Genomic DNA, 24,566 nt, shown 5'->3' on the forward strand with positions numbered 1-24,566 from the left:
CCTGCCGGTTGTCATCGGGGAATGAGGAAGGTGCTCTTCTCGCGCACCCGCACGCGCTCGTCGTGCTCGGCGCGCACCTCGAACTGGATGGGGTGCGGGCCGCTGGCGGCCGCGCCAGGCGGCACCTGCACGCGCGCGGCCACGGCACGCACCTCGGCCGGGGCCACCTGCACGCGCGCCCCGGATTCGAGCGCAATGCCCGGCAGCCCCTCCACGCTCAGTTCGTAGGTCTGGGCGGTTTCCGTGGCATTCATGATCTGCAGTCGGTAGACGTTCTCGATGCGGCCCTGCCCCACCTCGCGCGCCAGCGCGCCGCGGTCGCGGATCACGTCGACCTTGAGCGGGGTGCGCAGCCACAGGCTGCCCAGCACGGCCAGCGAGACGGCCAGCAGGATGCCGCTGTAGACGAGCACGCGCGGGCGCAGCGCGCGGCGCACCATCTGCGCGCGGCTCCAGCCCTTGGCGATGCCGTTCTGCGTCGCGAAGCGGATCAGCCCGCGCGGGTAGCCCACCTTGTCCATCACGTCGTCGCACACGTCGATGCAGGCCGCGCAGCCGATGCATTCGTACTGCAGGCCCTTGCGGATGTCGATGCCGGTGGGACAGACCTGCACGCAAAGCGTGCAGTCCACGCAGGAGCCCAGGCCCAGTGCCTTCGGATCGGCCTTCTTGCTGCGTGCGCCGCGCGGTTCGCCCCGCGCTTCGTCGTAGGTCACGATCATCGTGTCGCGGTCGAACATCGCGCTCTGGAAGCGCGCATAGGGGCACATGTACTTGCACACCTGCTCGCGCAGGAAGCCCGCGTTGCCGTAGGTCGCGAAGCTGTAGAACAGGATCCAGAAGGTCTCCCACGGCCCGAGCGAGAGGCTGGCCACCAGGCCCGCGAGTTCGCGGATGGGCGTGAAGTAGCCGACGAAGGTGAAGCCCGTCCACAGCGCCAGCGCGCCCCACAGCCCATGCTTGAGCGCGCGCTTGCCGAGCTTGGCCGGGCCCATGGGCGCGGCGTCGAGCCGCAGCCGGGCGGAACGGTCGCCCTCCACGCGGTGCTCGATCCACATGAACAGCTCGGTGTACACCGTCTGCGGGCAGGCGAAGCCGCACCACAAGCGCCCCGCCACGGCGGTGAACAGGAACAGCGACAGCGCGGAAATGACCAGCAGGCCCGTAAGGTAGACGAAGTCCTGCGGGTACAGGACCAGGTCGAACAGGTAGAAGCGGCGCGCCTCCAGATCAAACAGCACGGCCTGGCGGCCATTCCACGGCAGCCAGGCCAGCCCGTAAAACACCAGTTGCGTGGCCCACACGAAGAACCAGCGCCAGCGCGCGAACACGCCCTTCACCGCACGCGCCTGGATCTTCTCCTGCGCGGCGTAGAGGGAGACCGTGATCTCCTCGTCCTCGCCGGCGGGCTGGATGGGAATGGTCTTCATTGGGCGGGGCGGTTCGACAGCCCCCACACGTAAGCCGTGAGCACGCGGATCTGCTCGGCGTTGAGCAACTGGTTCTGCGCCGGCATGCGGTTGTCGATGCCGCTGGTGACGGCGCGCACGATGGCCTCCTCGCCCCAGCCGTGCAGCCAGATGTTGTCGGTGAGGTTGGGTGCGCCGAGCGCTGTGTTGCCCTTGCCGTCCATGCCGTGGCAGGCCGCGCAGACGGCGAACTTGGTGCGGCCTTGCGAGGCGCGCACGCGGTCGTGCGGGCTGTTGGACAGGCTGAGCACGTAGTTGGCGACGTTGCGCACGTCGTCGGCGCTGCCCACGGCCGCGGCCAGGGGCGGCATCACGCCGTGCCGCCCTTGGGTGATGGTGGCCTCGATCACCGCCGGCTCGCCGCCATGCAGCCAGTCGCCGTCGGTGAGATTCGGAAAGCCCTTCGAGCCGCGCGCGTCCGATCCGTGGCACATGGCGCACTGGTTCATGAACAGGCGCTCGCCGATGGCCATGGCCTGGGCGTTGCCGGCCAGGCGCTCGGGCGGCTGGTCGCGGAACTGCGCATACAGCGGCGCGATGGCTTCCTGATGCGACTGCACCTCGGCCGTGTGCTGGCCGGTGGACGTCCAGCCCAGCACGCCGGCGTAGCGCCCGTACATGGGGTACAGCAGGCCGTAGGCCAGGCTGAAGACGATGGTGATGACGAACAGCCACACCCACCAGCGCGGCAGGGGGTTGTTCAGTTCGCGCAGGTCGCCGTCCCACACGTGGCCGGTGGTTTTGTCCTGCCCGGGCTTGACCTTGGTGGTGCCCGCCGCCCACAGCAGGATGCCGCAGGCGACGATGCTGACCACGGTGAGGATGGCCACGTAGAAGGACCAGAAGTCGCTGGTGAAATCGCTCATGTTGTTTCCCGGTTCCCGTGGGAGGGCTTGTGGGTGGGCTGGTGTCTGGACAGGCTCAGTCGTCCTGGAAAGGCAGGCGCGCGGCCTCGTCGAAGCGCTCGCGGTTGCGGCGCGACCAGGCCCAGGCCACGGTGCCCAGGAACACCAGCAGGCTGATGACGGTGACGGCGGAGCGCAGGGTGTTGATGTCCATGTCCATGGCGGGCCTCACTTCACGGCGGTGCCCAGCACCTGCAGGTAGGCGATGAGCGCATCCATCTCGGTCTTGCCCTTGACGGACTCGGCGGACGCGGCGACCTCCTCGTCGCTGTAGGGCGCGCCCAGGGTGCGCAGCGCCTTCAGGCGCACGGGCATGCCGCGGGCGTCCACCGGCTTCTTCTCCAGCCAGGCATAGGCGGGCATGTTGGATTCGGGCACCAGGTCGCGCGGGTTGACGAGGTGCAGGCGGTGCCACTCGTCGCTGTAGCGACCACCCACGCGCGCCAGGTCGGGGCCGGTGCGTTTGCTGCCCCACTGGAAAGGCCGGTCGTAGACGAATTCGCCCGCCACCGAGTAGTGGCCGTAGCGCTCCGTCTCGGCCCGGAAGGGGCGGATCATCTGCGAGTGGCAGTTGTAGCAACCTTCGCGCACGTACACGTCGCGCCCCGCCAGTTGCAGGGCGGTGTAGGGCTTGAGGCCCTCCACCGGTTGCGTGGTGGATTTCTGGAAGAACAGCGGCACGATCTCGACCAGGCCGCCGACCGCGATCACCAGCACGATGAGCACGATCATCAGGAAGTTGTTGGTCTCGATGCGCTCGTGCGTGAAGCCGGCGGGTTTGTGTTGTTGTGACATGTTGGTTCCCTCAGGCATGGGCGGCTTGGGCAGCGGGCACGCTCACCGGCTCCACGCGGCCATTGCGCGCCGTCATCACGGTGTTCCACAGCATCACGCACATGCCGCCCAGGTACAGCACGCCCCCGGCCAGGCGGATCACGTAGAAGGGGAAGGTGGCCTTGACCGACTCGACGAAGGTGTAGGTGAGGCTGCCATCGGGGTTGACGGCGCGCCACATCAGGCCCTGCATGACGCCGGCGATCCACATCGAGGCGATGTAGAGCACGATGCCGATGGTGGAGATCCAGAAGTGCAGCTCGATGGCGGGCACCGAGTACATCTTCTTCTGGCCGTACAGGCGCGGGATCAGGTAGTACATCGAGCCCATGGAGACCAGGCCCACCCAGCCCAGCGCGCCCGAGTGCACGTGGCCGATCGTCCAGTCGGTGTAGTGAGACAGCGCGTTCACCGTCTTGATCGACATCATCGGGCCCTCGAAGGTCGACATGCCGTAGAACGAGAGCGAGACGATGAGGAAGCGCAGGATCGGGTCGTCGCGCAGTTTGTGCCAGGCGCCCGAGAGGGTCATGATCCCGTTGATCATGCCGCCCCAGCTCGGCGCCAGCAGGATCAGGGAGAACACCATGCCCAGCGACTGCGCCCAGTCGGGCAGCGCGGTGTAGTGCAGGTGGTGCGGGCCGGCCCAGATGTAGATGAAGATCAGCGCCCAGAAGTGCACGATCGACAGCCGGTAGGAGTACACCGGGCGCTCGGCCTGCTTGGGGATGAAGTAGTACATCATCCCGAGGAAGCCGGCGGTGAGGAAGAAGCCCACGGCGTTGTGGCCGTACCACCACTGCACCATCGCGTCCTGCACGCCCGCGTAGGCCGAGTAGCTCTTGGTGAAGCTCACCGGCAGCGCGGCGCTGTTGACGATGTGCAGCAGGGCCACGGCCAGGATGAAGGCGCCGAAGAACCAGTTGGCCACGTAGATGTGGCGCACCTTGCGCTGGCCGATGGTGCCGAAGAACACCACCGCGTAGGCGACCCAGACCAGCGCGATCAGGATGTCGATCGGCCACTCGAGCTCGGCGTACTCCTTGCCCTGCGTGATGCCCAGCGGCAGGGTGATGGCGGCCAGCACGATGACCGCCTGCCAGCCCCAGAAGGTGAAGGCGGCGAGTCCATCGCAGAACAGCCGCACCTGGCAGGTGCGCTGCACCACGTAGTAGCTGGCCGCGAACAGGCCGCAGCCGCCGAAGGCGAAGATGACCGCGTTGGTGTGCAGGGGCCGCAGGCGGCCGTAGCTCAGCCACTCCAGCCCCAAGTTGAGCGCGGGCCAGGTGAGCTGCGCGGCGATGATCACGCCGACGAGCATGCCCACCACGCCCCAGAACACGGTGGCCAGCGCGAACTGCCGCACCACCTTGTCGTTGTAGGCCGCGATGCCGGCGGATGCCTTGTCGTGGAAGGCCATTGGGATACTCCTCTCGATGTTGCAGAGGGAGTGTCCGGGGGCAAGGCCCGGCGGGGCTTGACCTACATCAAGCCGGTCTCATTCGTCGTGAAGGATGCGCTCGCCTTCGCGCTCGACGCTGTCGAACTGGCCCGATTGCAGCGCCCACCAGAACACGCCGATGACGCCGAAGACGATGAGCACCGACAGCGGGATGAGCAGGTAGAGCACGTCCATGGCTCAGCCTTTCGGAGCCGGATCGGGCCGGCCCAGCCGCCAGGCATTGGCGATGACGAAGAAGGAACTGGCGGCCATGCCCAGGCCGGCCAGCCAGGGCGGCATCCAGCCGATGAGCGCCAGGGGCACGCACACGGCGTTGTAGACCGCCGCCCAGAGCAGGTTCTGGCGCACCACGCGCCGCGTGCGGCGCGCCTGCACCAGCGTGTCCACCACGTCCATGACGCGTCCGCCCTGCACCACCGCATCGCTGCGGGCCTGCGCCAGCGGCGCCGCGCGGCCGATGGTGAAGGAGGCGTCGGCCCAGGCCAGCACGGGGCCGTCGTTCAGGCCGTCACCCACCATGGCCACGCGCCAGCCCTGGCGCTGCAGGGCCTGCACCTCGGCGAGCTTGCGTTCGGGCGTGGCCTCGGCCAGCACGTGGTCCACGCCGGCGGCGTGGCCGATGCGGTGCGCCTGCGCGGCGCGGTCGCCCGACAGCAGCCAGGTCTGCAGGCCCAGCGCTCGCAGGCGCTGCACGGCCATGCGCGCGTCCTCGCGCAGGCCTTCGCTGAGGGTGATGGTGGCCAGCCAGCCGTGCTCGTCCACCAGGTAGGTGCGCGGCCCTTCGGCGTCGTGCTCGGGCATGGCGCCGGTGAACAGGGGGGAGCCCAGCCGGAGCAGGCGGCCGTTGGACAGGCGCGCCGACATGCCCTGCCCCGGCTCCTCGTGCCAGTCGTACAGCGGCTCGTCCGACGGCGTGGCGGCGGCCGCCACGGCGCGCGCCACCGGGTGCAGCGAGCCGCGCGCCAGCGCCGCGGCGAGCGCCAGCACCTGCGCGCGGTCGGCGCCCTGGCGCAGCAGCACCTCGCGCAACATCAGGTGCTCGCGGGTGAGCGTGCCGGTCTTGTCGAACACCACCGCGTTCACGTTGGCCATCGACTCCAAGGCTTGCAGGCGGCGCACCAGCACGCCGCGGCGCGCCAGGGCACCGGCCGAAGCCAGCATGGCCGCCGGCGTGGCCAGCGAGAGCGCGCAGGGGCAGGTGACGATCAGCACCGCCACCGCGATGGCCAGCGCGCGGGAAGGGTCGACCTGCCACCAGGCGAAGGCGGCGGCCCCGGCCGCCAGCATCACCAGCACCAGGAAAGGCCCGGCGATGCGATCGGCCAGCACGGCCAGGCGCGGCTTGTCGATGGCGGCGCGCTCCATGAGCCGCACGATCTGGGCGTAGCGGGTGTCGCTGCCGACGCGGTCCAGCCGCAGGCGAACGGGCCCGGCCAGGTTGAGACTGCCGGCCACCAGCGGCTCACCGGCGCGGCGGGTCTGCGGGCGCGCCTCGCCGGTGAGCAGGGCCTCGTCGACCGAGGCGCGCGCGTCGAGCAGCACGCCGTCGCCCGGGAAGGCCTCGCCCGCGCGCACGCAGACCACGTCGCCTGCGCCCAGGCGGCGCACGGAGACGGTTTCGCGCGTGCCATCGGCGCGCTCGCGCTCGCAGGTGGCGGGCAGGCGGTTGATCAGCGCGTCCAGCGCGCCGGCCGTGCGCTGGCGCAGCCGCGCTTCGAGGTAGCGCCCGCCGAGCAGGAAGAAGACGAACATGGCCAGCGAGTCGAACCAGACCTCGTGCCCCCAGGGGCCGGTGGGGTCGAAGGTGGCGGCCGAGCTGGCGAGGAAGGTGACCAGGATGCCCACCGACACCGGCGTGTCCATGCCGATGCGCCGGGCTTTCAGGTCGGCCCAGGCCTGGCGGAAGAACGGGCCACTGGCGAAGAAGACCACCGGCAGGCAGATGACCCAGCTGGCCCAGCGCAGCAACTGCTCGATATCGGGCGGGATGTCGCCCGGCGCGGCCACGTACGCGGGCCACGCGTACATCATCACCTGCATCATGCAGAAGCCGGCCACGAACAGGCGCCACAGGGCCTGGCGCGTTTCGCGCAGGCGCTCGTCGATGGACAGGGCCTGTTGCAGCGGCAGCAGGCGGTAGCCGCGTTTGCCCACGCGCGCGGCGAGTTCGGACAGGCGCGTGCGCGACGGGTCCCAGCGCAGCTGCAGGCGGCGCGTGCCGGCGTTCACGCGGGCCCGTTCGACGCCGGGGGCGCCGACCAGGGCGGATTCGATGGTGTCGGCGCAGGCTGCGCAGTACATGCCCTGCACCACCAGCACCGATTCGCGGCTCTCGCCCGCTCCGTCCACGGTCTGCGTGAATGTGGCCTGCTCCACGGGGTCGTCGAGCACCGCGAAGTCGTCGGTGACCGTCAGGGCACCCCGATGCTCACTCGACCAGGCGGCGGAACTCATGGGGCCGAAGGTTACTCGCAAAAGGTGCGCCATCCCCTTGACGCAGGTCAAGCCCGGGAGCACCCTGAGGCGCTAGCCTGTGGCTTCGTTTCCATCACCAACGAGGAGAAGAAGATGTACAAGCGAATCCTTGTCGCCACCGATGGCTCCGAGCTGTCGCAAAAGGCAGTCGACCACGCCTTGTCCCTGGCCGACCTGACCGGCGCGGAGGTGGTCGCACTGAAGGTGGTGCCGCGCTACCCGCAGACCTATTTCGAAGGCGGTGTGACGCTGGCGGCGGCCGAGGTGGCCCGCATCGAGAAGCAGTGGCAGGCCGAGGCGATGGAGGCCGTGAACGCGGTGAAGACGGCGGGCCAGCCGATGGAGGTGAAGGTCAAACCGGTGACGGCCAAAGGCGACCTCATCTCCGAGGTGATCATCGCCACCGCCAAGAAGCACAAGTGCGACCTGATCGTGATGGCCTCGCACGGGCGGCGCGGCATCAAGCGGCTGCTGCTGGGCAGCGAGACGCAGCAGGTGCTGACGCACTCGCACACGCCGGTGCTGGTGCTTCGCTAGGCCAGCGCCGCCGACCGGCCCCGCCGGAGAAAGCCTAGGCGAACAGGCCCTTGTACTGTTCGCGCAAGAGGTTCTTCTGCACCTTCCCCATCGTGTTGCGCGGCAGTTCGTTCACCACGAAGCAGCGCTTGGGAATCTTGAAGTTCGCCAATCGGGCCTTCAGCGCGCCGATCAGCACGTCGGGATCGGGCTGCCCCTCGGGGCGAGGAATCACCACCGCCACCCCCACCTCGCCAAAGTCCGGGTGCGGCACGCCCACCACCGCGCTCTCCGCCACACCCGGCATCTCGTTGAGTGCGCCCTCGATCTCCGCCGGGTAGACGTTGTAGCCCCCCGAGATGATCAGGTCCTTGCTGCGGCCCACGATGATCACGTAGCCGCGCTCGTCGATGCGGCCCAGGTCCCCCGTCTTGAAGTAGCCGTCCGTGGTGAACTCCTCCGCCGTCTTCTCGGGCATGCGCCAGTAGCCCGCGAAGATGTTCGGGCCCCGCACCTGGATGCCGCCGATCTCGCCGGTCTCCACCGGGCGACCCGCCTCGTCCACCACACGCAGGCTCACGCCCGGCAAGGGGAAGCCCACCGTGCCGCCCCGTCGCTCGCTCTCCCCGTGGTGGCGGTCATCGGCCGCGTAGGGGTTGGACGTGAGCATCACCGTCTCGCTCATGCCGTAGCGCTCGAGGATGGTGTGGCCCGTGCGCTCCTGCCACTCGGTGAAGGTCTCGATCAGCAGCGGCGCCGAACCCGAGACGAACAGCCGCATGTTCTTCACCTGATCCCGCGTGAGCGAGGGCTCGGCCAGCATGCGCGTGTACAAGGTGGGCACGCCCATGAACACCGTGGCGCGTGGGAACAGCCCGATCACGGCTTTCGGTTCGAACTTGTTGAGCCACAGCATGGCACTGCCGTTGATGAGCGCGCCGTGGATGGCCACGAACAGGCCGTGCACATGGAAGATGGGCAGCGCGTGGATCAGCACGTCGCCTTTTTTCCAGCCCCAGTACGACTGCAGCACCCGCGCGTTGCTGAGCATGTTGCCGTGCGTGAGCATGGCGCCCTTGCTGCGCCCCGTCGTGCCGCTGGTGTAGATGATGACCGCGAGGTCGTCGGCCTGGCAGCGCGCGGGCGCGTGCGTATCGGTGTGGTGCGACGCGCGTTCCAGCAGCGTGCCGCTGCGGTCCTCGCCCAGCGTGAACACGTGGCGCGTGCCCGCCTTGAAAGCGATCTTGCTGACCCAGCCGAAATTGGCCGGGCTGCACACCACCACGGCGGGCTCGGCGTTGCCGACGAAGTACTCGATTTCGCCGGACTGGTAAGCCGTGTTGAGCGGCAGGTACACGTGGCCGCTGCGCAGCACCGCCAGGTACAGGATGAGGTTCTCGACCGACTTCTCCACCTGCACGGCGATGCGTGACTGCGGCGGCAGCTTCAGGCTGTCGAGCAGGTTCGCCAGCATGGCGCTGGCGCGGTCCAGGTCGCGCCAGCTGTAGCGCAGGCCGTGGCTGGCGCCGCCCACCACCTCCACGGCGGTGGCGTCCAGGTCGGCGGGGAAAGCGGCGCGCAGCGCGGCGAAGAGGTTGGGGTTCTCGTTGTGGTTCATGGGAAGGGCTCAGAAGGCGGGTGTGCGCTTGTCCAGGAAGGCGGCGATGCCCTCGCGGTGCTCGGCGTGGCCGGCGTACTCGTAGGCGCGATCCACCAGCGCGTCGGCGGGGGTGCCGGCGGCCAGTGCGCGCAGGGTCTGCTTGTTCAGGCGCGCGGCCTCTGGCGAGAGCTCGGCCATGCGCCGTGCGCGGGTGAGCACCTCGTCGGCCAGCACCGCCTCGGGCACCACGGCGTGCAGGAAGCCGCGCGACAGCATCGTGGGTGCGTCCAGCACCGCCGCCTGCAGCAGCATCTCGCGCGCCGTGGCCAGGCCGGCCTCACGCGCCACCAGCGCGGCCTCGCGCGGCGCCATGGGAAAACCCAGGCGCGCGATGGGCGCGCCGAAGCGCGCGGACGCGCTGGCCACGCGGATGTCGCAACAGCTCGCGATCTCCACGCCCGCGCCCATGCAGTGGCCGTCGATCCGGGCGATGACGGGCTTGTCGCAATCCAGCAGCGCCGACAGGCCGCCCCAGACCTCGCGCTCGTGGAAGTCGCGCAGGCTGTCCTGGTCGAAGCGGAAACCGGGGTACTCGGCGATGTCGCCGCCCGCGCAGAAGTGGGCGCCCTCGCCTGCCACGACCAGCACGCGCACATCGGCGCGCGTGGACAGGTCGGCCACGGTCTCGGCGAGTTCGCGCCACATCGCGCGCGACATGGCGTTGAACTTCGCCGGGCGGCGGATCGTCAGGCGCGCGATGGCGCCGTCGATGGCGAGTTGCAGTCCTTCCGCTGGCAATCGATCACTCCAGCTTGGCGCCCGAGGCCTTGACCACCTGCGCCCACTTGCTCACCTCGGCGCTGACGAACTTGCCGAAGGCCGGGCCGGTGACGTCCGGGAACTCGGCGCCCTGCGCGGCCCAGACGGCCTTGGCCTCGTCCGTGGTGCAGGCCTTGCGAAGCTCCTCGATCGCGCGCGCCTGCGCGTCGGCCGGCGTGCCCTTGGGCGCCCACACACCGTACCAGGTGGTCACGTTGTACTGGGGCAGGCCCACCTCGGCCGCGCAGGGCACGTCGGGGAAGGCCGGGTTGCGCTTGGCGCCCGAGACCATCAGGGGCTTGATGCGCCCGCCCTTGATGTGTCCGGCCGAAGAGCCCAGGCCGTCGAACATCATGTCCACATTGCCCGCGATCAGGTCGGCCAGCGCGGGGCCCGCGCCGCGGTACGGAATGTGGGTGATGAAGGTGTTGGTCTGCTGCTTGAACAGCTCGCCCGCCAGGTGGTGCGAGGTGCCGCTGCCCGCCGAGGCGTAGTTGAGCTTGCCCGGGCTGGCCTTGACCTGCGCGAGGAAGGCCTTGAAGTCGGGCGCGGTGATGTTCTTCGGGTTCACCACCACCACCTGCGGCACGCTGGCCACCAGGATCAGCGGCACGAGGTCGGTCTCGATGTTGTAGTCGAGCTTGGGGTACATGCTGGGGGCGATGGAGTGGTGCACCGCGCCCATGAACAGGGTGTAGCCATCGGGCGCTGCCTTGGCCGCGATGCTCGCGCCCAGCGTGCCACCCGCGCCGCCCCGGTTGTCGATGACCAGCGCCTTGCCGGCCAGGCGCGTGAACGACGCGCCCATGGGGCGCGCGAAGGCGTCGGTGCCACCGCCGGCCGGGAACGGCACGACCAGGGTCACCGGACGCGAGGGCCAGGTCGATTGCGCGCGAACGCCGAGGGTGCCGGCCGGGCCGAGCACGGCGCTGGCGACAGCGGCGCGCAGCAGCGTGCGCCGTTGGAAGGGCTGGTTCATCTTGTCTCCTTGGTGGTTATGAAGCCGACGGGCCTGGCGCCCAGGTCACCATCAACGGTACAGGGCCTCGACGGCCCCGCCTATCGGGATTTTTCCCGCTGCCAGCATGGCCCGGTGCTTGTCCAGGCGCCGCAGATCGTAGAGGTAGTTCACCATGAGGCCAAAGGACTGCTTGTTGCCCTTGGCGGAAGGGTCCCCGCCCCAATGGATGCGCTCGACGCGCGCCCCGTTGCCCAGGTGGAAGCGGGCCACCGGGTCCAGGGGTTTGCCGTCGAGCAGTTCGTGGCCCAGGTAGCGCGCCGCCCAGGAGAGCAAGGCCTGGCGCTCGGGGGCCTTTTCGTCGAGTTCGCCCCAGCGGTCCCAGGCCGCGAGCAGCTCGGCCGGCGCCTGTTTGGCCAACCAGGCGCGCAGCCCGGGAATGGGCGACAGCGTGGCGAAGGTGCGCAGGCGCGGGAATTCTTCCTTCAGCGTGTCCACCACGCGCTTGATCAGCGAGTCGCCGAAGCTCACGCCGCGCAGGCCCACCTGGGTGTTGCTGATGGAATAGAAGATGGCCGTGGTGGCGCGCGAGAGGTCGGCCGGCGCGGCCGATTCGTCCAGCAGCGGCGTGATGCTGCCGGCGATCTCGTTCATCAGCGCCACCTCGACGAAGATCAGCGGCTCGCCCGGCAGGCGCGGGTGGAAGAAGCCATAGCAGCGCCGGTCGCTGTCCAGGCGGTTCTTCATGTCGTTCCAGCCACGCACGTCGTGCACCGCTTCGTAGCGGATGAGTTTTTCGATCAGCGAGGCCGGCGAGTCCCAGCTGATGCGGCGCAGCTCGAGGAAGCCGACGTCGAACCAGGTGGAGAACATGTACTCCATTTCCACGTCCAGCGCCTGCAGGCGCGCGTCGCTGCGCAGCGCGGACTGCAGCTCGGCGCGCAGCGCGACGAGGAAGGGGATGCCCTGGGGATTGGCGCTGAAGCGCTGCAGGATGCGCCGACGCGGCGACACGGTGGCGCGGCGGTAGCGCACCTCGGCGGCGGCCTCGTCGGGCGTGCCCACGGCCGCCTGGTACTCGGCCTGGGCTTTCTTCACCTTCTGCGGGTCGGCCATGAAGTGCTCGCTCATCAGCAGCCAGAGATCGCGCCGCTGCGCGGGCTCGGCCTGGCCGTACCAGTCGATCAGCGCCTGGGCGCGCCGGCCCCCTTCGACCTCGCTCACCAGCGGATCGACCACGCCCTTGAGCTGATCGAGCAACTGCCGCAGCGCGCGTGGCGCCAGCGCTTCGCCCTCCTGGCGCAGGCGCGCGCGCAGCCGCTCGTTTGTGGAGCGCGGCGCGGGGCCCTTCTCCTTGGCGGGCAAGCGCAGCCGCGACACCCGCTCGGCGATCCACTGCCCGGTGTTCATCGGGAAACCTCCGTGCAGCGCGCTGCGGTGCGGGCGTTCATGCGCTCAACCTCGACTTCTGCTGCCGCGCCAGCTCGCGCAGCGCCACGCGCTGGCGCGTGAGGTGGGTGCGCATGGCGGCCTCGGCGCCTTCGGCGTCGCGCGCCTTCAGCGCGGCGAACACCGCCATGTGCTCGGACAGGCTCTGCTCCAGCCGGCCCGGCGCGTGCAGCTGCTGCAGCCGCGCCAGCTTGAGGATCTTGCGCAGGTCACCGATGACCTGGGCCAGCCAGCGGTTGTCGGCCAGCGCGATGATGGCCTCGTGGATGGCGAAATTGATGGCGTAGTAGTCGTTGATGCGCCTGGCCCGCGCGGCGCGGTTGAGCTTGTCGTGCAACTGCTCCAGCGCCACCAGCTCCGCGTCGCTGGCATTGCTGGCGGCCTCGAAGGCGCAGCGGCCCTCCAGCAGGGCGATGACAGGAAAAATCTCGTCGAGGTCGCGCTCGGTGATTTCGGCCACGAAGCAGCCGCGGCGCGGCTCGTGGCGCAGCAGGCCCTCCGCCGTGAGCACCTTCAGCGCTTCGCGCAGCGGTGTGCGCGAGATGCCCAGCGCCTCGCACAGTGCGGGTTCGTCCAGGTAGCTGCCGGGCGCCAGTTCGCCAGCGAAGATGCGCTCGCGAAGCCGCGAGGCCACTTCATCGTGCAGGGAGTTGAGCACCACGCGCATTGGTAATCATCCGTAATTACAGCTAATTCTCATAGAAGAACCGGGCGGCTGTCACGGGGAAAACCCGCGCCGCCGACGGGCGGTGCGCCGGTGACGGTTTCGAGAGGAATGCCCGAGGTGTTCAGAACACGAAGCCTCAGGCATCCGCTGTCACACGCCCCATCCGCCCGCATGCAACGCAAATCACTCGACGAGGCGCGACCGCGCAGCGCGTCTGCTGGTCGCCCGTCACCCCGGGTTGACCCGCCCGACCCCGCGCACGGCCCCTCTCCCACCGCGTTCCGCCACCCCGCCCCCCGCCAGCCGGTGAAACCGGCCGCACCCCACGCAGCCAGGAGCCAACACCTCAAACACGGCATCGACGCCGTCACCGGCAAGCCCTGCGTCGAATTCATCGGCACGGCCGCCCGCGCACTGAACGAGCGGGTGAGGGCTGCGCTGCTCGAACGCCTGCACCGCATGTGGGAGCCATTGGCGGGGTGGCCGGCGGCGAATGCCTTGATCGACCTGTGCTGCCAGCACAAGCTCTCGCCCGCGAGCGCCCTGGCATTGATCGCGGACGAGGCGCTGTGGAACACGTTGTGCCACGCGAAGCCGGGCGGATCACGCGCCCGCGCGGCGGTGGTGGCCAGCCTGGTGCGCCTGGGCGACGCGGGGCTGGCCGCTCAGGTGCTCGGCGCTTGTCCCGCGGGGCGCGACCGCCGGCTCGTGGTGAGGCGTCTGTTGGTGGACCCCGGCCGGCCACTGGACGGGCCCCATTCGTGCGAGTGGCGAAGCCTGCTCGACGCGAGCTTTGACGACCTGCTGGGGCGAGAGAACGGCCAATACGAGGCGCTGCGGCCCGCCATTCTCGAGGTGCGCCGGCAATGGCGTCGCCAGCACCAGGAAGGTCGCCCCCTCCACGACCTGCAGGCCGAGCTGCGCCAGTCGGGCTTCTGCATCGATGTCGGCCCGGCGGGCATGGCGACCGTTTCCCTGGAGGAAGGCACCGAAGCCACGCCTGCGCTCCTGAACCTGCTGCTGTCGTATGTCTCGGCGGGGCTGACGGACGAGGCCACGGCAGACCTGTCCGTGGACGTGCTGTTCAAGGCGCTGCAGGCCTTCGGCCTGTGCTGTGGAGACGGTCAATCCGTGTACCTCGCCGAGGCCTCCGCGTTCATGCCCTTCAAACAGCAATGCCTGATCATGCGCAGCGAGCGGCTCGTCGCGCTCACCGCCTTTGTGCGCCAGGCCTGCGTGCTGTTGCTGGGCACCGACCTGGCCGCCGCCATCGAGTCGCTGCTGCGCGCCAGCCTGTGGCTGAACGATCCGCTGATCCGCACCGACCCGGGCTACCAGAAGGCCTGGCTGAAGGCCGTGGCGGTTCACGGCTGCGCCGGCCTGTGGCTCAAGACACAGCACTACCAGCCCAAAGACGTGAGCGCCCAGCTCCTGCCGATGCTGCTGGACTGCCTCAAGGCCATCGAGTCCCCCCGCGCGGCGCTGCGTTTCGTCCGGGACATCCTGGCGTTTCTGAAGCACCTCGGGCGGTCGATGGGCACGGGGGCCACGGGCCCGCTGCGCATCGCCTGGATCGAGGTGCGCGACGATTGGCTAGACCTCGTGGTGCACGGCGTCGCCGCCCTGGTCAAACGCTCGGCCCAGTGGCCCACCCCCGAGGGGGAGGCACTGGCCCAGTGGACCTGGTTGACGGCTGCCGTGCTGGAACTGGCGCGCCAGGGCGACGACCCGTTCAAACCGGGCGTGCCCCGGCCAGCGGAGCGTCTGTACTTCGGCCCCTGCCTGGCCCACTTCCAGCTCAAGGGGGAACCCTTCTCACTCTCGCTGGAGCTGCTGGGCAGCGAGGTCTCGTTGCTGCACACCTTCCATCCCTCGCTGGACAAGATGCGCGATCTGTTCGCGATCTGCCCGATCGAGGTCCTCTCCTGCGTGCTGCACTGGCCCGTGCCCAGCCTCTGGACGCCGGAATGGATGTCGCGTCCGATCGCCGCCGACGAGGTTCTGACCCATGAGCTGTTGGGTCAGGACCTGCAGCTCATGGTGTTGCGCGATCTGCTGGAGCGGGGGCTGCTTCGACCCGAGAATCTGGCGCCCGTGCTGAGCCGTCTGGCTGGCGCGAAGGAGTTTCCTGCGCTGCTGGCCTTGTGTCGCACCCACCCGGAACTTGACGGCGTGGCCTTCAGCACCTTGCTCGACATGGGCCACCCGGGCAACGCGGCGGCAAACTGGCGGCCGGGCATGCCTGCCGTGCTGGCCTGGCTCCAAGACGCCGCCGACCCCACCTCGGAAGTCGACGCGCGCGCCTTGTCCATTGCGCTGGCCCTGGTCATCCGCCGGCTGCGCCACACGCCACAGGCCAACGACCAGGACCTGCGGGACATGGGCGCCGGGCTGAGCCTGAGTCAGCACCCCGCCGTTCTCAAGGTCCAACTGGACACCCTCACCAACCAGCTCAACGATCCCGGGATCGTCGTGCCGCTGTTGCAGGGATGGATTCGACAGCGCATCACACGCCTCGTGAGCGGCGCTCTGGCACAGTCACCGACCGAACGCGCCCTGCTCAAGACCGTTCTCGACCGCTATCGGAAGGTGCTGAATCAGTTGCACGACCCCGAGCAGCGAGGACTGCTGCTCAATGAGTGGACGTACTTCAACGGGCACAAAAGAATGATGAAGAAGTAGCCTCGGCGACGCGCCGCTTCAGGCGAAGATCAAGCCCGAGGCCATGGCGCGCGCCGTCTCATCCCCTTGCGCACCACCCGCCCCGGGGTCGACGGACGCGCTGGGTGCGAACACCGTCGACCACAAGGCCAGGTCGTCGATGAAGGCATCCAGCGTGGTGGCAAAGGACTGCGCGTCCAGGGTGGCAAAAGGCACCACCAGGTACAGCGTGACGAGCCCCGTGTCCGGGTCCAGGTGCAGGGTGGCTCCTTCGTTCTCGTCGCCGCCCGGACCGATGCGCACCGGGTGGCACCCGCCACCGCGCCAGGCGTCGCTGCCGTCATCCGCTTCGTCGTCGTCCCACTCGCTGCCGGGGGCACCGAGCTGCGGCGGGCCAACTCGCGCAGCGTCGCCAGGGTGACCGTACACGTGCAGCGTGTGCGTACCAGGCTGCCATTCGACGGCAATCAATGAAGCCGCGCCAGCGTCCAGCACAACACCCGGCGCGCCATCCAGGGCCCGGGCCGAACAGCCTCTCATCCGGCAGAAGTCCTGCGTCCAGCGGGTCAACAGATCAAGCGCCACGGGCACCCTCGCGCCCGCTCCACCACCACAAGCCGATGCCCCCCACGATCATCGGCACGCACAGCCACTGCCCCATGCTCATGCCCAGCGCCAGCAGGCCCAGGTGCGCGTCGGGCTCGCGGAAGAATTCGGCGATGAAGCGGAACACGCCGTAGCCCAGCAGGAACATGCCCGACACCTGGCCGGTCTTGCGCGGCTGGCGCGCGTAGAGCCACAGCAGCACGAAGAGCAGCACGCCTTCCAGCAGGAACTGGTAGACCTGCGAGGGATGGCGCGGCAGATCGCCCGCGCCGCGGAACACCATGCCCCAGGGCAGCGAGGGATCGGCCACGCGGCCCCACAGCTCGCCGTTGATGAAGTTGCCCACGCGCCCGGCCGCCAGGCCGGTGGGCACGCAGGGCGCGATGAAGTCCATCACCTGGAAGAAGGGCCGGCCGCGGCTGCGCGCGTACCACACCATGGCCAGCATCACGCCGAGCAATCCGCCGTGAAAGCTCATGCCGCCCTGCCAGACGTAGAACACCTCCAGCGGGTTCTGCAGGTAATAGGCGGGCTGGTAGAACAGGCAGTAGCCGATGCGCCCGCCCGCCACCACGCCGAGCACGCCGAGGAAGAGGATGTCCTCCACGTCGCGCTTTTCCCAGGGGCGCGGCCGGGTGATGCTGGCGTAGGGTTCGTGCCGCAGGCGCAGGCGGCCCAGCCAGAAGAACAGCGCGAAGGCCGCGAGGTAGGTCAGGCCGTACCAGTGGATGGCGAGCGGCCCGATCTGCAGGGCCACGGGGTCGATCTGGGGGTGTTGCAGCATGGCGGCTATTGTGAACGCCCGGCGTCGATGAAGCGCTGCAGCGCCGGGCTGAGCGCGGCGTCGCGCCAGACCAGGCTGGTTTCGCAGCGCGGCACCGCCTCGCCCTTGGGCAGGCCCACGGGCCGGTACACCACACCCGGCCGCTGGAATTGCCGCACGCTCTGCGGCACCCAGGCCAGGCCCAGGCCGGCCGACACCAGGTTCACGATGGTCTGCATCTGGATCGCCTCCTGCGCCACGCGCGGCTCGCGGCCGGCGGCGCGGTAGAGCTGCACCAGGGCATCGAAGACCTCGGGCAGGATGCGCCGCGGGAACATCACCAGCGGCTCGTCGGCCACGGCCATGAGCGAGAGGCGGGTGCGCGCGGCCAGCGGATGGGCGTCGGGCAGGGCCAACACCAGCGGCTCCGTCACCAGTGCACGGTGCTGCAGGCCGGGGGCGCTGTCGCCGGGGGCGTGAAGCACGAATCCCGCGTCCAGGTCCCCCCGCGCGATGAGTTCGCGCTGCACGTCGCCCGTGGCCTCGATCAGCTCCAGCTCCACGCGCGGCCAGCGCTCGCGAAAGGCCCGCACCCACGGCGGCAGCAGGCTGAAGCCCACGGTGGAGACGAAGGCGATGCGCAGCCGGCCGCTCTCGCCCTGCGCCGCCGAGCGAGCCAGCGCGGGCAAGGCCTCGGCGCGGCGCAACAGCTCGCGCACCTCGGGCAACAGGGCCTCGCCGGCAGCGCTCAGCGCCACCTGGCGGCGGCTGCGTTCGAACAGGCGCACACCCAGCGCGGCCTCCAGCGAGGCGATCGCCTGCGTCAACGCCGGCTGCGTGAGGTGCAGCCGCGCGGCGGCGCGGCCGAAGTGCAATTCCTCCGCCAGCACGGCGAACTGGCGCCACTGCCGCCATTCGCCACGCTGCGGATTCTGGACCTTTGTCATAAGCCCAGCATATCAATGAATCGAGCCGATCCGATTGGATGCCCTCGCGGCGCTGTCGCATACTGCGAAGCTTTCCCCCTCCCCCACGACACCCGAGAGAGACGACATGGCCGACAAGACCCCCGCGCAGGCGCTGCGCAGCGACAACATCACCCAGGGCAAATCGCGCGCGCCCAACCGCTCCATGTTCTACGGCATGGGCTACAAGGAAACCGACTTCGGCAAGCCCATGGTGGGCGTGGCCAATGGCCACAGCACCATCACGCCCTGCAACAGCGGCCTGCAGAAGCTGGCCGACGCGGCCGTCAGGGGCATCGAGGAAGCCGGGGGCAACCCGCAGATCTTCGGCACGCCCACCATCAGCGACGGCATGGCCATGGGCACCGAGGGCATGAAGTACTCGCTGGTCAGCCGCGAGGTCATCGCCGACTGCATCGAGACCTGCGTGCAGGGCCAGTGGATGGACGGCGTGGTGGTCGTCGGCGGCTGCGACAAGAACATGCCCGGCGGCCTCATCGGCATGCTGCGGGCGAACGTGCCCGCCATCTACGTCTACGGCGGCACCATCCTGCCCGGCAAGTGGAAGGGGCAGGACCTGAACATCGTCAGCGTGTTCGAGGCCGTGGGCCAGAACGCCGCCGGCAAGATCAGCGACCAGGAGCTCAAGGACATCGAGCAGCACGCCATTCCCGGCACCGGCTCCTGCGGCGGCATGTACACCGCCAACACCATGAGCTCGGCCTTCGAGGCCCTGGGCATCTCCCTGCCCTACTCGTCCACCATGGCCAACCCGCACGACGAGAAGCAGAACTCGGCCAAGGAGTCGGCCAAGGTGCTGGTCGAGGCCATCAGGAAGGACATCAAGCCGCGCGACATCGTCACCAAGAAGGCCATCGAGAACGCGGTGGCGGTGATCATGGCCACCGGCGGCTCAACCAACGCGGTGCTGCACTTCCTGGCCATCGCACACGCGGCAGAGGTGGACTGGAGCATCGACGACTTCGAGCGCATCCGCCAGCGCACCCCGGTGCTGTGCGACCTCAAGCCCAGCGGCAAGTACCTCGCGGTGGATCTGCACCAGGCCGGAGGCATCCCGCAGGTGATGAAGATCCTGCTCAAGGCCGGCCTGCTGCACGGCGACTGCCTCACCATCACCGGCCAGACCATCGCCGAGGTGCTGAAGGACGTGCCCGACGAGCCGCGCAAGGACCAGGACGTGATCCGTCCGATCAGCGACCCCATGTACGCGCAGGGCCACCTGGCCATCCTCAAGGGCAACCTCTCGCCCGAGGGCGCGGTGGCCAAGATCACCGGCCTGAAGAACCCGGTGATCACCGGCCCGGCGCGCGTGTTCGACGACGAGCAATCGGCGCTCAAGGCCATCCTGGACGGCAAGATCAAGGCCGGCGACGTGATGGTGCTGCGCTACCTGGGCCCCAAGGGCGGGCCCGGCATGCCCGAGATGCTGGCGCCCACCGGCGCGCTGATCGGTGCCGGCCTGGGCGAAAGCGTGGGCCTCATCACCGACGGCCGCTTCAGCGGCGGTACCTGGGGCATGGTGGTGGGCCACGTGGCGCCGGAAGCGGCCGCAGGCGGCAACATCGCGCTGGTGCACGAGGGCGACTCGATCACCATCGACGCGCACCAGCTGGTGCTGGCGCTCAACGTGCCCGAGGCCGAACTGGCCAAGCGCCGCGCCGCCTGGAAGGCCCCCGCCCCGCGCTACACCCGCGGCGTGCAGGCCAAGTTCGCGTTCAACGCGGCCAGCGCCAGCAAGGGCGCGGTGCTGGACGACTTCTGATCGTCGCGGCGTTCGACGACAGGCGCCGCCTCAGCGGCGCCTGTTCGTCTTGAGTCCCAGCTTCTCGCGCTGCTTGTCCAGGCGATCGCGCTTCTTCTGGTCCATCTTCTCCATGGCCTTGCGCTTGGTGTAGCCCGAAAAATCGGCCCAGGCCCACCAGGCCGCAGCCAGCGCGAACGGGGACAGCACGATCCACCAGGCCCAGCCGGCAACGGGGCCGTACTCCAGGTACTTCATCAGCAACAGCACGATGCCCAGGCCCAGCAGATACATCACAGCCTCCGGTAAACGACCGGTAAATTCCGGCAAAGAAAGTCCGATAACGGGGCCACGGCAAACCCACTCGATAGAATTTGCCCCGTTCGCCCCTGACATTCCAAAAGGACACCCCATGAAACGTGCGCTTCTGATTATGGCCGCCATGACCACCCTGGCGGCACCCGCCATGGCCGACGAGGCACTGGCCAAGGCCAAGAACTGCATGGCCTGCCACGCCATCGACAAGAAGCTGGTCGGCCCCTCCTACAAGGACGTGGCCAAGAAGTACAGCGGCGACGCCAAGGCCGCGGACATGCTGGCCGGCAAGATCATGAAGGGCGGTTCCGGCGTGTGGGGCGCGATCCCCATGCCGGCCAACCCGCAGGTGAGCGAGGCCGAGGCCAAGAAGCTCGCGGCCTGGGTGCTGAGCCAGAAGTAAGCCCGTCGCTCCTTCCAGAAAAGACGCCGGCCCAGCGCCGGCTTTTTCTTGCGCGCGTGATGCCGGTCGTCACGCCAGGACCAGGCTCTGGAGGCGCTTGGCGCTTTCGACCCACTCGCGCCACTCCTTGTCCGACACCGTCCAGAATCTGTCGTTGAGCCACCGCACCACGGCGTGGCACACCTGAGCGTGCTCCGGGTCTGTCATGGCGACGTCCGACACCTGTTGTTCCAGCCAGCCTGCAAGCAGCCACACCCCATAGGCTGGCGATGCCAGTTCGTGCGTCAGACGGCTCAGATGCTGCTGCGCCGCTGCGGCGTCGGCGCCCAGGTTCAGGGCGGCCCCGATGGTGCGAAGGTCAGCCGCACGGACGGCGAACCGCCGCCCGTGCGCGTTCAGTTCGACGACCCAAGTGGACAAGGCTTGCAGACTTGGCTGGCCGGACGACTGAAGCACCTGCAGTCGCCAGCGCAGCAAGAACGGCAAGGCACGTGGACGAGGCGGCATGGCCTCGGGAAACACCTGCCTCAACTGCCTCAACTGCCTGAACATCTCGGAATCGGAATCGGAATCGGAATCGGACTCGGCCTCTGCCAGAAGCCGATGCAGCACGCGCTCAGGCAGCCAGACCATGCCGGGGTCATCGCCCCAGCGCATCAGCACGTTTTCCACGCCCTCCACGTCCGACACGCGACCCAGCAACTCGGGGAGCTGGTCAGGCGACCGCAGGCATGGCAGCAGGGGCAATGGCGCCACAGCCAGCAGCGCCAGAACCACCGCAGGCTCCGCCCCCTTCAGCACTTTCGGGCCCATGGCCTGTGCAGCAGCCATGTCCATGGGGTGCTGCAAGAGCGAGGGGGCGCACAGCAACTCCACCACCTGCATCAGCAGCCCGCCCATGCCATGCCAGGCCGTCCAGCAGGCGGCGTACTCGGCGGCAGCCCCGTGATCAGACAGGCGATCGTCGTCTGCGCGAGCGCTCTTTTCGGACAGCAGCCGCTCGGCCAGTTCGCAAACCATCAGCCACGAAGCGAGTTGCTGCGCTTCGATCCGAGCGGGCCTTGGCTCGGCCATCAACAATCTCACGGCCGTGTCGCGCAAGGGCGCCAGCAGGCAGTCGCAATCGACGAACCAGATTCCGGACACACTGGCACCTCGCTCACGCAGTGCCCGCAGCAAGGTCTGCACACTGCGGACCCAGCCAAGGGCTTGAGCCGGCGTGTCGATGGCGTCCAGCGCCGACCGGATCATGTCGAACATGGGGGACATCAAGGTGCGCGACACGTCCAGCGCATTCCACGCCCCCTCGAAGCGAGACGAGGCCACGAATGTCGTGAACTCGTCGACAAAGCGCAGGGCGGCCAGAGGCGAGCGCACCTTCCCGCTGAGCGCCGCCAGGGCGGCCACCCACCCCGGCAGCAAAATGCCCTCCTCCTCGAACACCTGCAGTTGCACACCCGCCATGCCGCTTTCGGCCAGGCGCGCGACACAGGCTTCGGCCAGCGCGTGATGCCGGTTCAACCCGGCGAACCGGATCAGCGCCGCGAGCTCCATGTCGCCGCACAGCTCGACCAGCTGTCGCGGCACGTCCGACAGGCGTTTGCGCAAGGCGTCTTTGCGTGGCTCGCCGAGCGGGCAGGACGGCTGGTTCAGCCAATCCGACACCGCTTCCTCGCCCGTGATCCAATCCTCCAGCGACAGCGGGGCTTGAGCCACCGGCGGCCGTTGGCCAAGGCAGGCATCGATCGCCGCCCCTGCGACCACGACACCAGCGGCCTCCATGTCGAGCAGGCATTCGATGAGTGCCATGGCGCTGATCAGGTCACGCCGCCCGATCGCCCACGCGAGCCGGGGCTGCAGCAGCGGCACCAGATCTGAAAACAGGGAAATGAGACGTTCCTGGGCCTGCTCCTTCGACGCATCCTCCATCGCGTCCAGGCCCGACCGCATGGCGCGGATCATGCGGCCGGGCAGGTACATGTGGCTTGCATCGCCGGTGATGAGCGTGAAGAACGCCTTCAGGTCGTCTGTGGGCAGTTCGGCGCGGAGGAAGCCGGGGGCGAGGTTCACGCTCAGCTCGCCCGTGCCAGTCATGTCGACATCGACGACGAGACCGACATTCGCCAAACGCTCGCGCAAACCGTGGAGCTTGCCCAGGTCCAGGGGCGTTTCGCCTTCGGGCCCTGGGGGAAGCGTGCATGGCGGTTGCTGAAACTCGCCGCCCCCCGTCGCGACCGCTTGGGTCGGCTGTTCGTTCAAGTGCTGCGCCAGCGCGACGAACAGGTCGGCCTGTTGGGCACCCAGGTACTCCATCAGCTCTGCGGCCACGGTCGTTGGAAGCTCGCGCACCAAGCGGCTCGCGCTGGCGACATCGGCCTTGCGCATCAGCGCGGTCACCGCCGCGGCGAGTTGAGGACAGGCCCCTTGGCCCGGACTCCGCAACCAGGCTGGCTCGAAGGCGTCGGGCGGGGCGTCGTGCAAGGCCGCACGCAGGGACGCGTCGTTCGCGAGACGCAGGCAGACCGCGCAGGGCAGTTCCAGTTGCGCGAACAGGCCGAGCATGGCGTTGGCCGCGGCCAATCGAGGGCGCCATTGCGGCCCCTGCCGCGGCGACAGGTGCTCGGGCAGATCGAAGGCCACCACCACGGCCTTCACGGTATCGTCCGCCTGCGGACTCAGTCCCAGGCCAGGAAATCGATAGCCCAGGCGGCCCGTCACCGGGTCCCAACGCACACACGGCCAGCGTGGCAGGGATTCGGCACCGGATGGGTGTGGGCGAGCGGATGGGACTTGTTGAGCGACATTGCGCGCCAGGGATGAAGCGCCTGCGCTTCTGAGGTTTGCCATGACCACCTTCCAGAAATTCCAGACAAGGCTGGCTTCGTGGAAGGTGGAGGCGACGGGTTCCTGCTCGACGCGACGCAAGACAACGCGAACGCGCCCGCCCTGCCTGACCCTCCAGGCGCTCAGAGCGCGTTCACCGGAATCTTCAGGTACGACACGCCATTCGCCTCGGGCGGCGGCAACTCGCCCGCGCGGATATTGACCTGCACCGAGGGCAGGATCAGCACCGGCATGTCCAGCGTCGCGTCGCGCTTTGTGCGCATCTCGACGAATTGCGCCTCGCTGATGCCGTCGTGCACGTGGATGTTCCTTGCGCGCTGTTCGGCCACCGTGGTCTCGAAGCGCACCTCGCGGCCTTCGGGCGGGTAGTCGTGGCACATGAAGAGACGTGTCTCGCCCGGGAGCGAGAGGATCTGCTTCACGGAAGCGTAGAGCGTCTTCGCGTCGCCGCCGGGAAAGTCGCAGCGCGCGGTGCCCACGTCGGGCATGAACATGGTGTCGCCCACGAACACCGCGTCGCCCACGTGGTAGGCCGCACAGGCCGGTGTGTGGCCGGGCACGTACAGCACCTCGGCCTCGAGTTCGCCGATGCGAAAACGCTCGCCTTCCTGGAACAGGTGGTCGAACTGCGAACCATCGAGGCGGAACCCGGGCTCGAGGTGGAACACCGCCTTGAACACCTTCTGCACCTGCGTGATGCGCCCGCCGATGCCGATGCGCCCGCCCAGTTGCTTCTTCAGATAGGGGGCGGCCGAGAGGTGGTCCGCGTGCGCGTGCGTCTCCAGGATCCACTCGACCTTGAGTTCGTTGGCGCGCACGTAGTCGATGACCTTGTCGGCCGAGGCCGTGCGCGTGCGGCCCGACTTCGGGTCGTAGTCGAGCACCGAATCGATGATGGCCGCGGGCGAGCCTGGGCCGTTGTGCACGACGTAGGTGACGGTCCAGGTGGCGGGGTCGAACAGGCCCTGGACCTGGGGCCGGACGGCGGTGGCGACGGACATGGCGGGCTCCTTTCAATAAGTGAACGTCAATATATTGACAAACAATCTATCAGTCAATATATTGATGCCCGTGCCGCCGATGGACGGCACCC

Annotated in this window: 22 protein-coding genes; 4 read left to right on the forward strand and 18 right to left on the reverse strand. The window is 68.8% G+C overall.

Going from position 1 to position 24,566, the window contains the following annotated elements:
- Nucleotides 1-11: 11 nt before the first annotated feature.
- The 7 genes from ccoG to GTO19_RS20525 form a co-directional block, all read right to left on the reverse strand.
- Nucleotides 12-1,430, reverse strand: coding sequence for a cytochrome c oxidase accessory protein CcoG (gene ccoG, locus GTO19_RS20495; protein WP_291024305.1), 1,419 nt, complete (start codon nucleotides 1,428-1,430; stop codon nucleotides 12-14).
- Nucleotides 1,427-2,335 (reverse strand): cytochrome-c oxidase, cbb3-type subunit III, encoded by a 909-nt coding sequence (gene ccoP, locus GTO19_RS20500; protein ID WP_291024306.1) that lies wholly within the window; start codon nucleotides 2,333-2,335, stop codon nucleotides 1,427-1,429. Before ccoP ends, ccoG begins: the two co-directional genes overlap by 4 nt.
- A gap of 55 nt (nucleotides 2,336-2,390) precedes the next feature.
- Nucleotides 2,391-2,534, reverse strand: coding sequence for a cbb3-type cytochrome c oxidase subunit 3 (locus GTO19_RS20505; RefSeq protein WP_363302986.1), 144 nt, complete (start codon nucleotides 2,532-2,534; stop codon nucleotides 2,391-2,393).
- Between the two features lie 8 nt (nucleotides 2,535-2,542).
- Nucleotides 2,543-3,169 (reverse strand): cytochrome-c oxidase, cbb3-type subunit II, encoded by a 627-nt coding sequence (gene ccoO, locus GTO19_RS20510; RefSeq protein ID WP_291024308.1) that lies wholly within the window; start codon nucleotides 3,167-3,169, stop codon nucleotides 2,543-2,545.
- Between the two features lie 10 nt (nucleotides 3,170-3,179).
- On the reverse strand, nucleotides 3,180-4,628 hold the full coding sequence (gene ccoN / locus GTO19_RS20515; protein WP_291024310.1) for a cytochrome-c oxidase, cbb3-type subunit I: 1,449 nt from the start codon (nucleotides 4,626-4,628) through the stop codon (nucleotides 3,180-3,182).
- A 78-nt stretch (nucleotides 4,629-4,706) separates the two neighbouring features.
- Nucleotides 4,707-4,844 (reverse strand): cbb3-type cytochrome oxidase assembly protein CcoS, encoded by a 138-nt coding sequence (gene ccoS / locus GTO19_RS20520; RefSeq protein ID WP_291024312.1) that lies wholly within the window; start codon nucleotides 4,842-4,844, stop codon nucleotides 4,707-4,709.
- Nucleotides 4,845-4,847: 3 nt separating this feature from the next.
- Nucleotides 4,848-7,124: a cation-translocating P-type ATPase gene (locus GTO19_RS20525; protein ID WP_291024314.1), complete on the reverse strand. Its 2,277-nt coding sequence runs from the start codon at nucleotides 7,122-7,124 to the stop codon at nucleotides 4,848-4,850.
- 114 nt (nucleotides 7,125-7,238) lie between these two features.
- Here GTO19_RS20525 and GTO19_RS20530 point away from each other — a divergent pair, with 114 nt between their 5' ends.
- Nucleotides 7,239-7,682, forward strand: a complete 444-nt coding sequence (locus GTO19_RS20530) for a universal stress protein (RefSeq protein ID WP_291024316.1) — start codon at nucleotides 7,239-7,241, stop codon at nucleotides 7,680-7,682.
- A 34-nt stretch (nucleotides 7,683-7,716) separates the two neighbouring features.
- Here GTO19_RS20530 and GTO19_RS20535 read toward each other — a convergent pair whose 3' ends face one another.
- The 5 genes from GTO19_RS20535 to GTO19_RS20555 are packed head-to-tail and all read right to left on the reverse strand — an operon-like array spanning nucleotide 7,717 to nucleotide 13,154.
- Nucleotides 7,717-9,279 (reverse strand): malonyl-CoA synthase, encoded by a 1,563-nt coding sequence (locus tag GTO19_RS20535; protein WP_291024317.1) that lies wholly within the window; start codon nucleotides 9,277-9,279, stop codon nucleotides 7,717-7,719.
- A 9-nt stretch (nucleotides 9,280-9,288) separates the two neighbouring features.
- A complete protein-coding gene (locus tag GTO19_RS20540; RefSeq protein WP_291024319.1) occupies nucleotides 9,289-10,059 on the reverse strand; it encodes an enoyl-CoA hydratase-related protein in 771 nt (256 codons plus the stop codon).
- A gap of 4 nt (nucleotides 10,060-10,063) precedes the next feature.
- The gene (locus GTO19_RS20545; protein ID WP_291024321.1) at nucleotides 10,064-11,059 is read right to left on the reverse strand and encodes a tripartite tricarboxylate transporter substrate binding protein; all 996 of its coding nucleotides are present in this window, start codon (nucleotides 11,057-11,059) and stop codon (nucleotides 10,064-10,066) included.
- Nucleotides 11,060-11,110: 51 nt separating this feature from the next.
- On the reverse strand, nucleotides 11,111-12,448 hold the full coding sequence (locus GTO19_RS20550) for a malonyl-CoA decarboxylase (RefSeq protein WP_291024322.1): 1,338 nt from the start codon (nucleotides 12,446-12,448) through the stop codon (nucleotides 11,111-11,113).
- Between the two features lie 37 nt (nucleotides 12,449-12,485).
- Nucleotides 12,486-13,154 carry a GntR family transcriptional regulator gene (locus tag GTO19_RS20555; RefSeq protein WP_291024323.1) on the reverse strand — a complete coding sequence of 223 codons (669 nt, stop codon included), beginning with the start codon at nucleotides 13,152-13,154 and terminating at the stop codon, nucleotides 12,486-12,488.
- A gap of 171 nt (nucleotides 13,155-13,325) precedes the next feature.
- On the opposite strand from GTO19_RS20555, the gene GTO19_RS20560 reads away from it, so the two are divergent.
- Nucleotides 13,326-15,836, forward strand: a complete 2,511-nt coding sequence (locus tag GTO19_RS20560; RefSeq protein ID WP_291024324.1) for a hypothetical protein — start codon at nucleotides 13,326-13,328, stop codon at nucleotides 15,834-15,836.
- Between the two features lie 18 nt (nucleotides 15,837-15,854).
- Here the strand turns inward: GTO19_RS20560 and GTO19_RS20565 are convergent, their stop codons facing one another.
- From GTO19_RS20565 to GTO19_RS20575, 3 genes are all read right to left on the reverse strand, one after another.
- Nucleotides 15,855-16,286, reverse strand: coding sequence for a type III secretion system chaperone (locus tag GTO19_RS20565; RefSeq protein ID WP_291024325.1), 432 nt, complete (start codon nucleotides 16,284-16,286; stop codon nucleotides 15,855-15,857).
- A gap of 103 nt (nucleotides 16,287-16,389) precedes the next feature.
- Complete coding sequence (gene lgt, locus GTO19_RS20570; protein ID WP_291024326.1) at nucleotides 16,390-17,205, reverse strand: prolipoprotein diacylglyceryl transferase; 816 nt, start codon at nucleotides 17,203-17,205, stop codon at nucleotides 16,390-16,392.
- Between the two features lie 5 nt (nucleotides 17,206-17,210).
- Nucleotides 17,211-18,131 (reverse strand): LysR family transcriptional regulator, encoded by a 921-nt coding sequence (locus GTO19_RS20575; RefSeq protein WP_291024327.1) that lies wholly within the window; start codon nucleotides 18,129-18,131, stop codon nucleotides 17,211-17,213.
- A 106-nt stretch (nucleotides 18,132-18,237) separates the two neighbouring features.
- On the opposite strand from GTO19_RS20575, the gene ilvD reads away from it, so the two are divergent.
- Nucleotides 18,238-19,932 carry a dihydroxy-acid dehydratase gene (ilvD, locus tag GTO19_RS20580; RefSeq protein ID WP_291024329.1) on the forward strand — a complete coding sequence of 565 codons (1,695 nt, stop codon included), beginning with the start codon at nucleotides 18,238-18,240 and terminating at the stop codon, nucleotides 19,930-19,932.
- A 30-nt stretch (nucleotides 19,933-19,962) separates the two neighbouring features.
- On the opposite strand, the gene GTO19_RS20585 is transcribed toward ilvD, so the two are convergent.
- Nucleotides 19,963-20,205 carry a TIGR04438 family Trp-rich protein gene (locus GTO19_RS20585; RefSeq protein WP_291024331.1) on the reverse strand — a complete coding sequence of 81 codons (243 nt, stop codon included), beginning with the start codon at nucleotides 20,203-20,205 and terminating at the stop codon, nucleotides 19,963-19,965.
- Between the two features lie 118 nt (nucleotides 20,206-20,323).
- On the opposite strand from GTO19_RS20585, the gene GTO19_RS20590 reads away from it, so the two are divergent.
- The gene (locus tag GTO19_RS20590; protein ID WP_291024333.1) at nucleotides 20,324-20,629 is read left to right on the forward strand and encodes a c-type cytochrome; all 306 of its coding nucleotides are present in this window, start codon (nucleotides 20,324-20,326) and stop codon (nucleotides 20,627-20,629) included.
- Nucleotides 20,630-20,698: 69 nt separating this feature from the next.
- On the opposite strand, the gene GTO19_RS20595 is transcribed toward GTO19_RS20590, so the two are convergent.
- The gene (locus tag GTO19_RS20595) at nucleotides 20,699-23,554 is read right to left on the reverse strand and encodes a hypothetical protein (RefSeq protein WP_291031276.1); all 2,856 of its coding nucleotides are present in this window, start codon (nucleotides 23,552-23,554) and stop codon (nucleotides 20,699-20,701) included.
- A gap of 41 nt (nucleotides 23,555-23,595) precedes the next feature.
- Nucleotides 23,596-24,474 carry an MBL fold metallo-hydrolase gene (locus GTO19_RS20600; RefSeq protein ID WP_291024338.1) on the reverse strand — a complete coding sequence of 293 codons (879 nt, stop codon included), beginning with the start codon at nucleotides 24,472-24,474 and terminating at the stop codon, nucleotides 23,596-23,598.
- Nucleotides 24,475-24,566: the final 92 nt, after the last annotated feature.

Source organism: Hydrogenophaga sp. (genome assembly GCF_011772445.1).
GTDB lineage: Bacteria > Pseudomonadota > Gammaproteobacteria > Burkholderiales > Burkholderiaceae_C > Hydrogenophaga.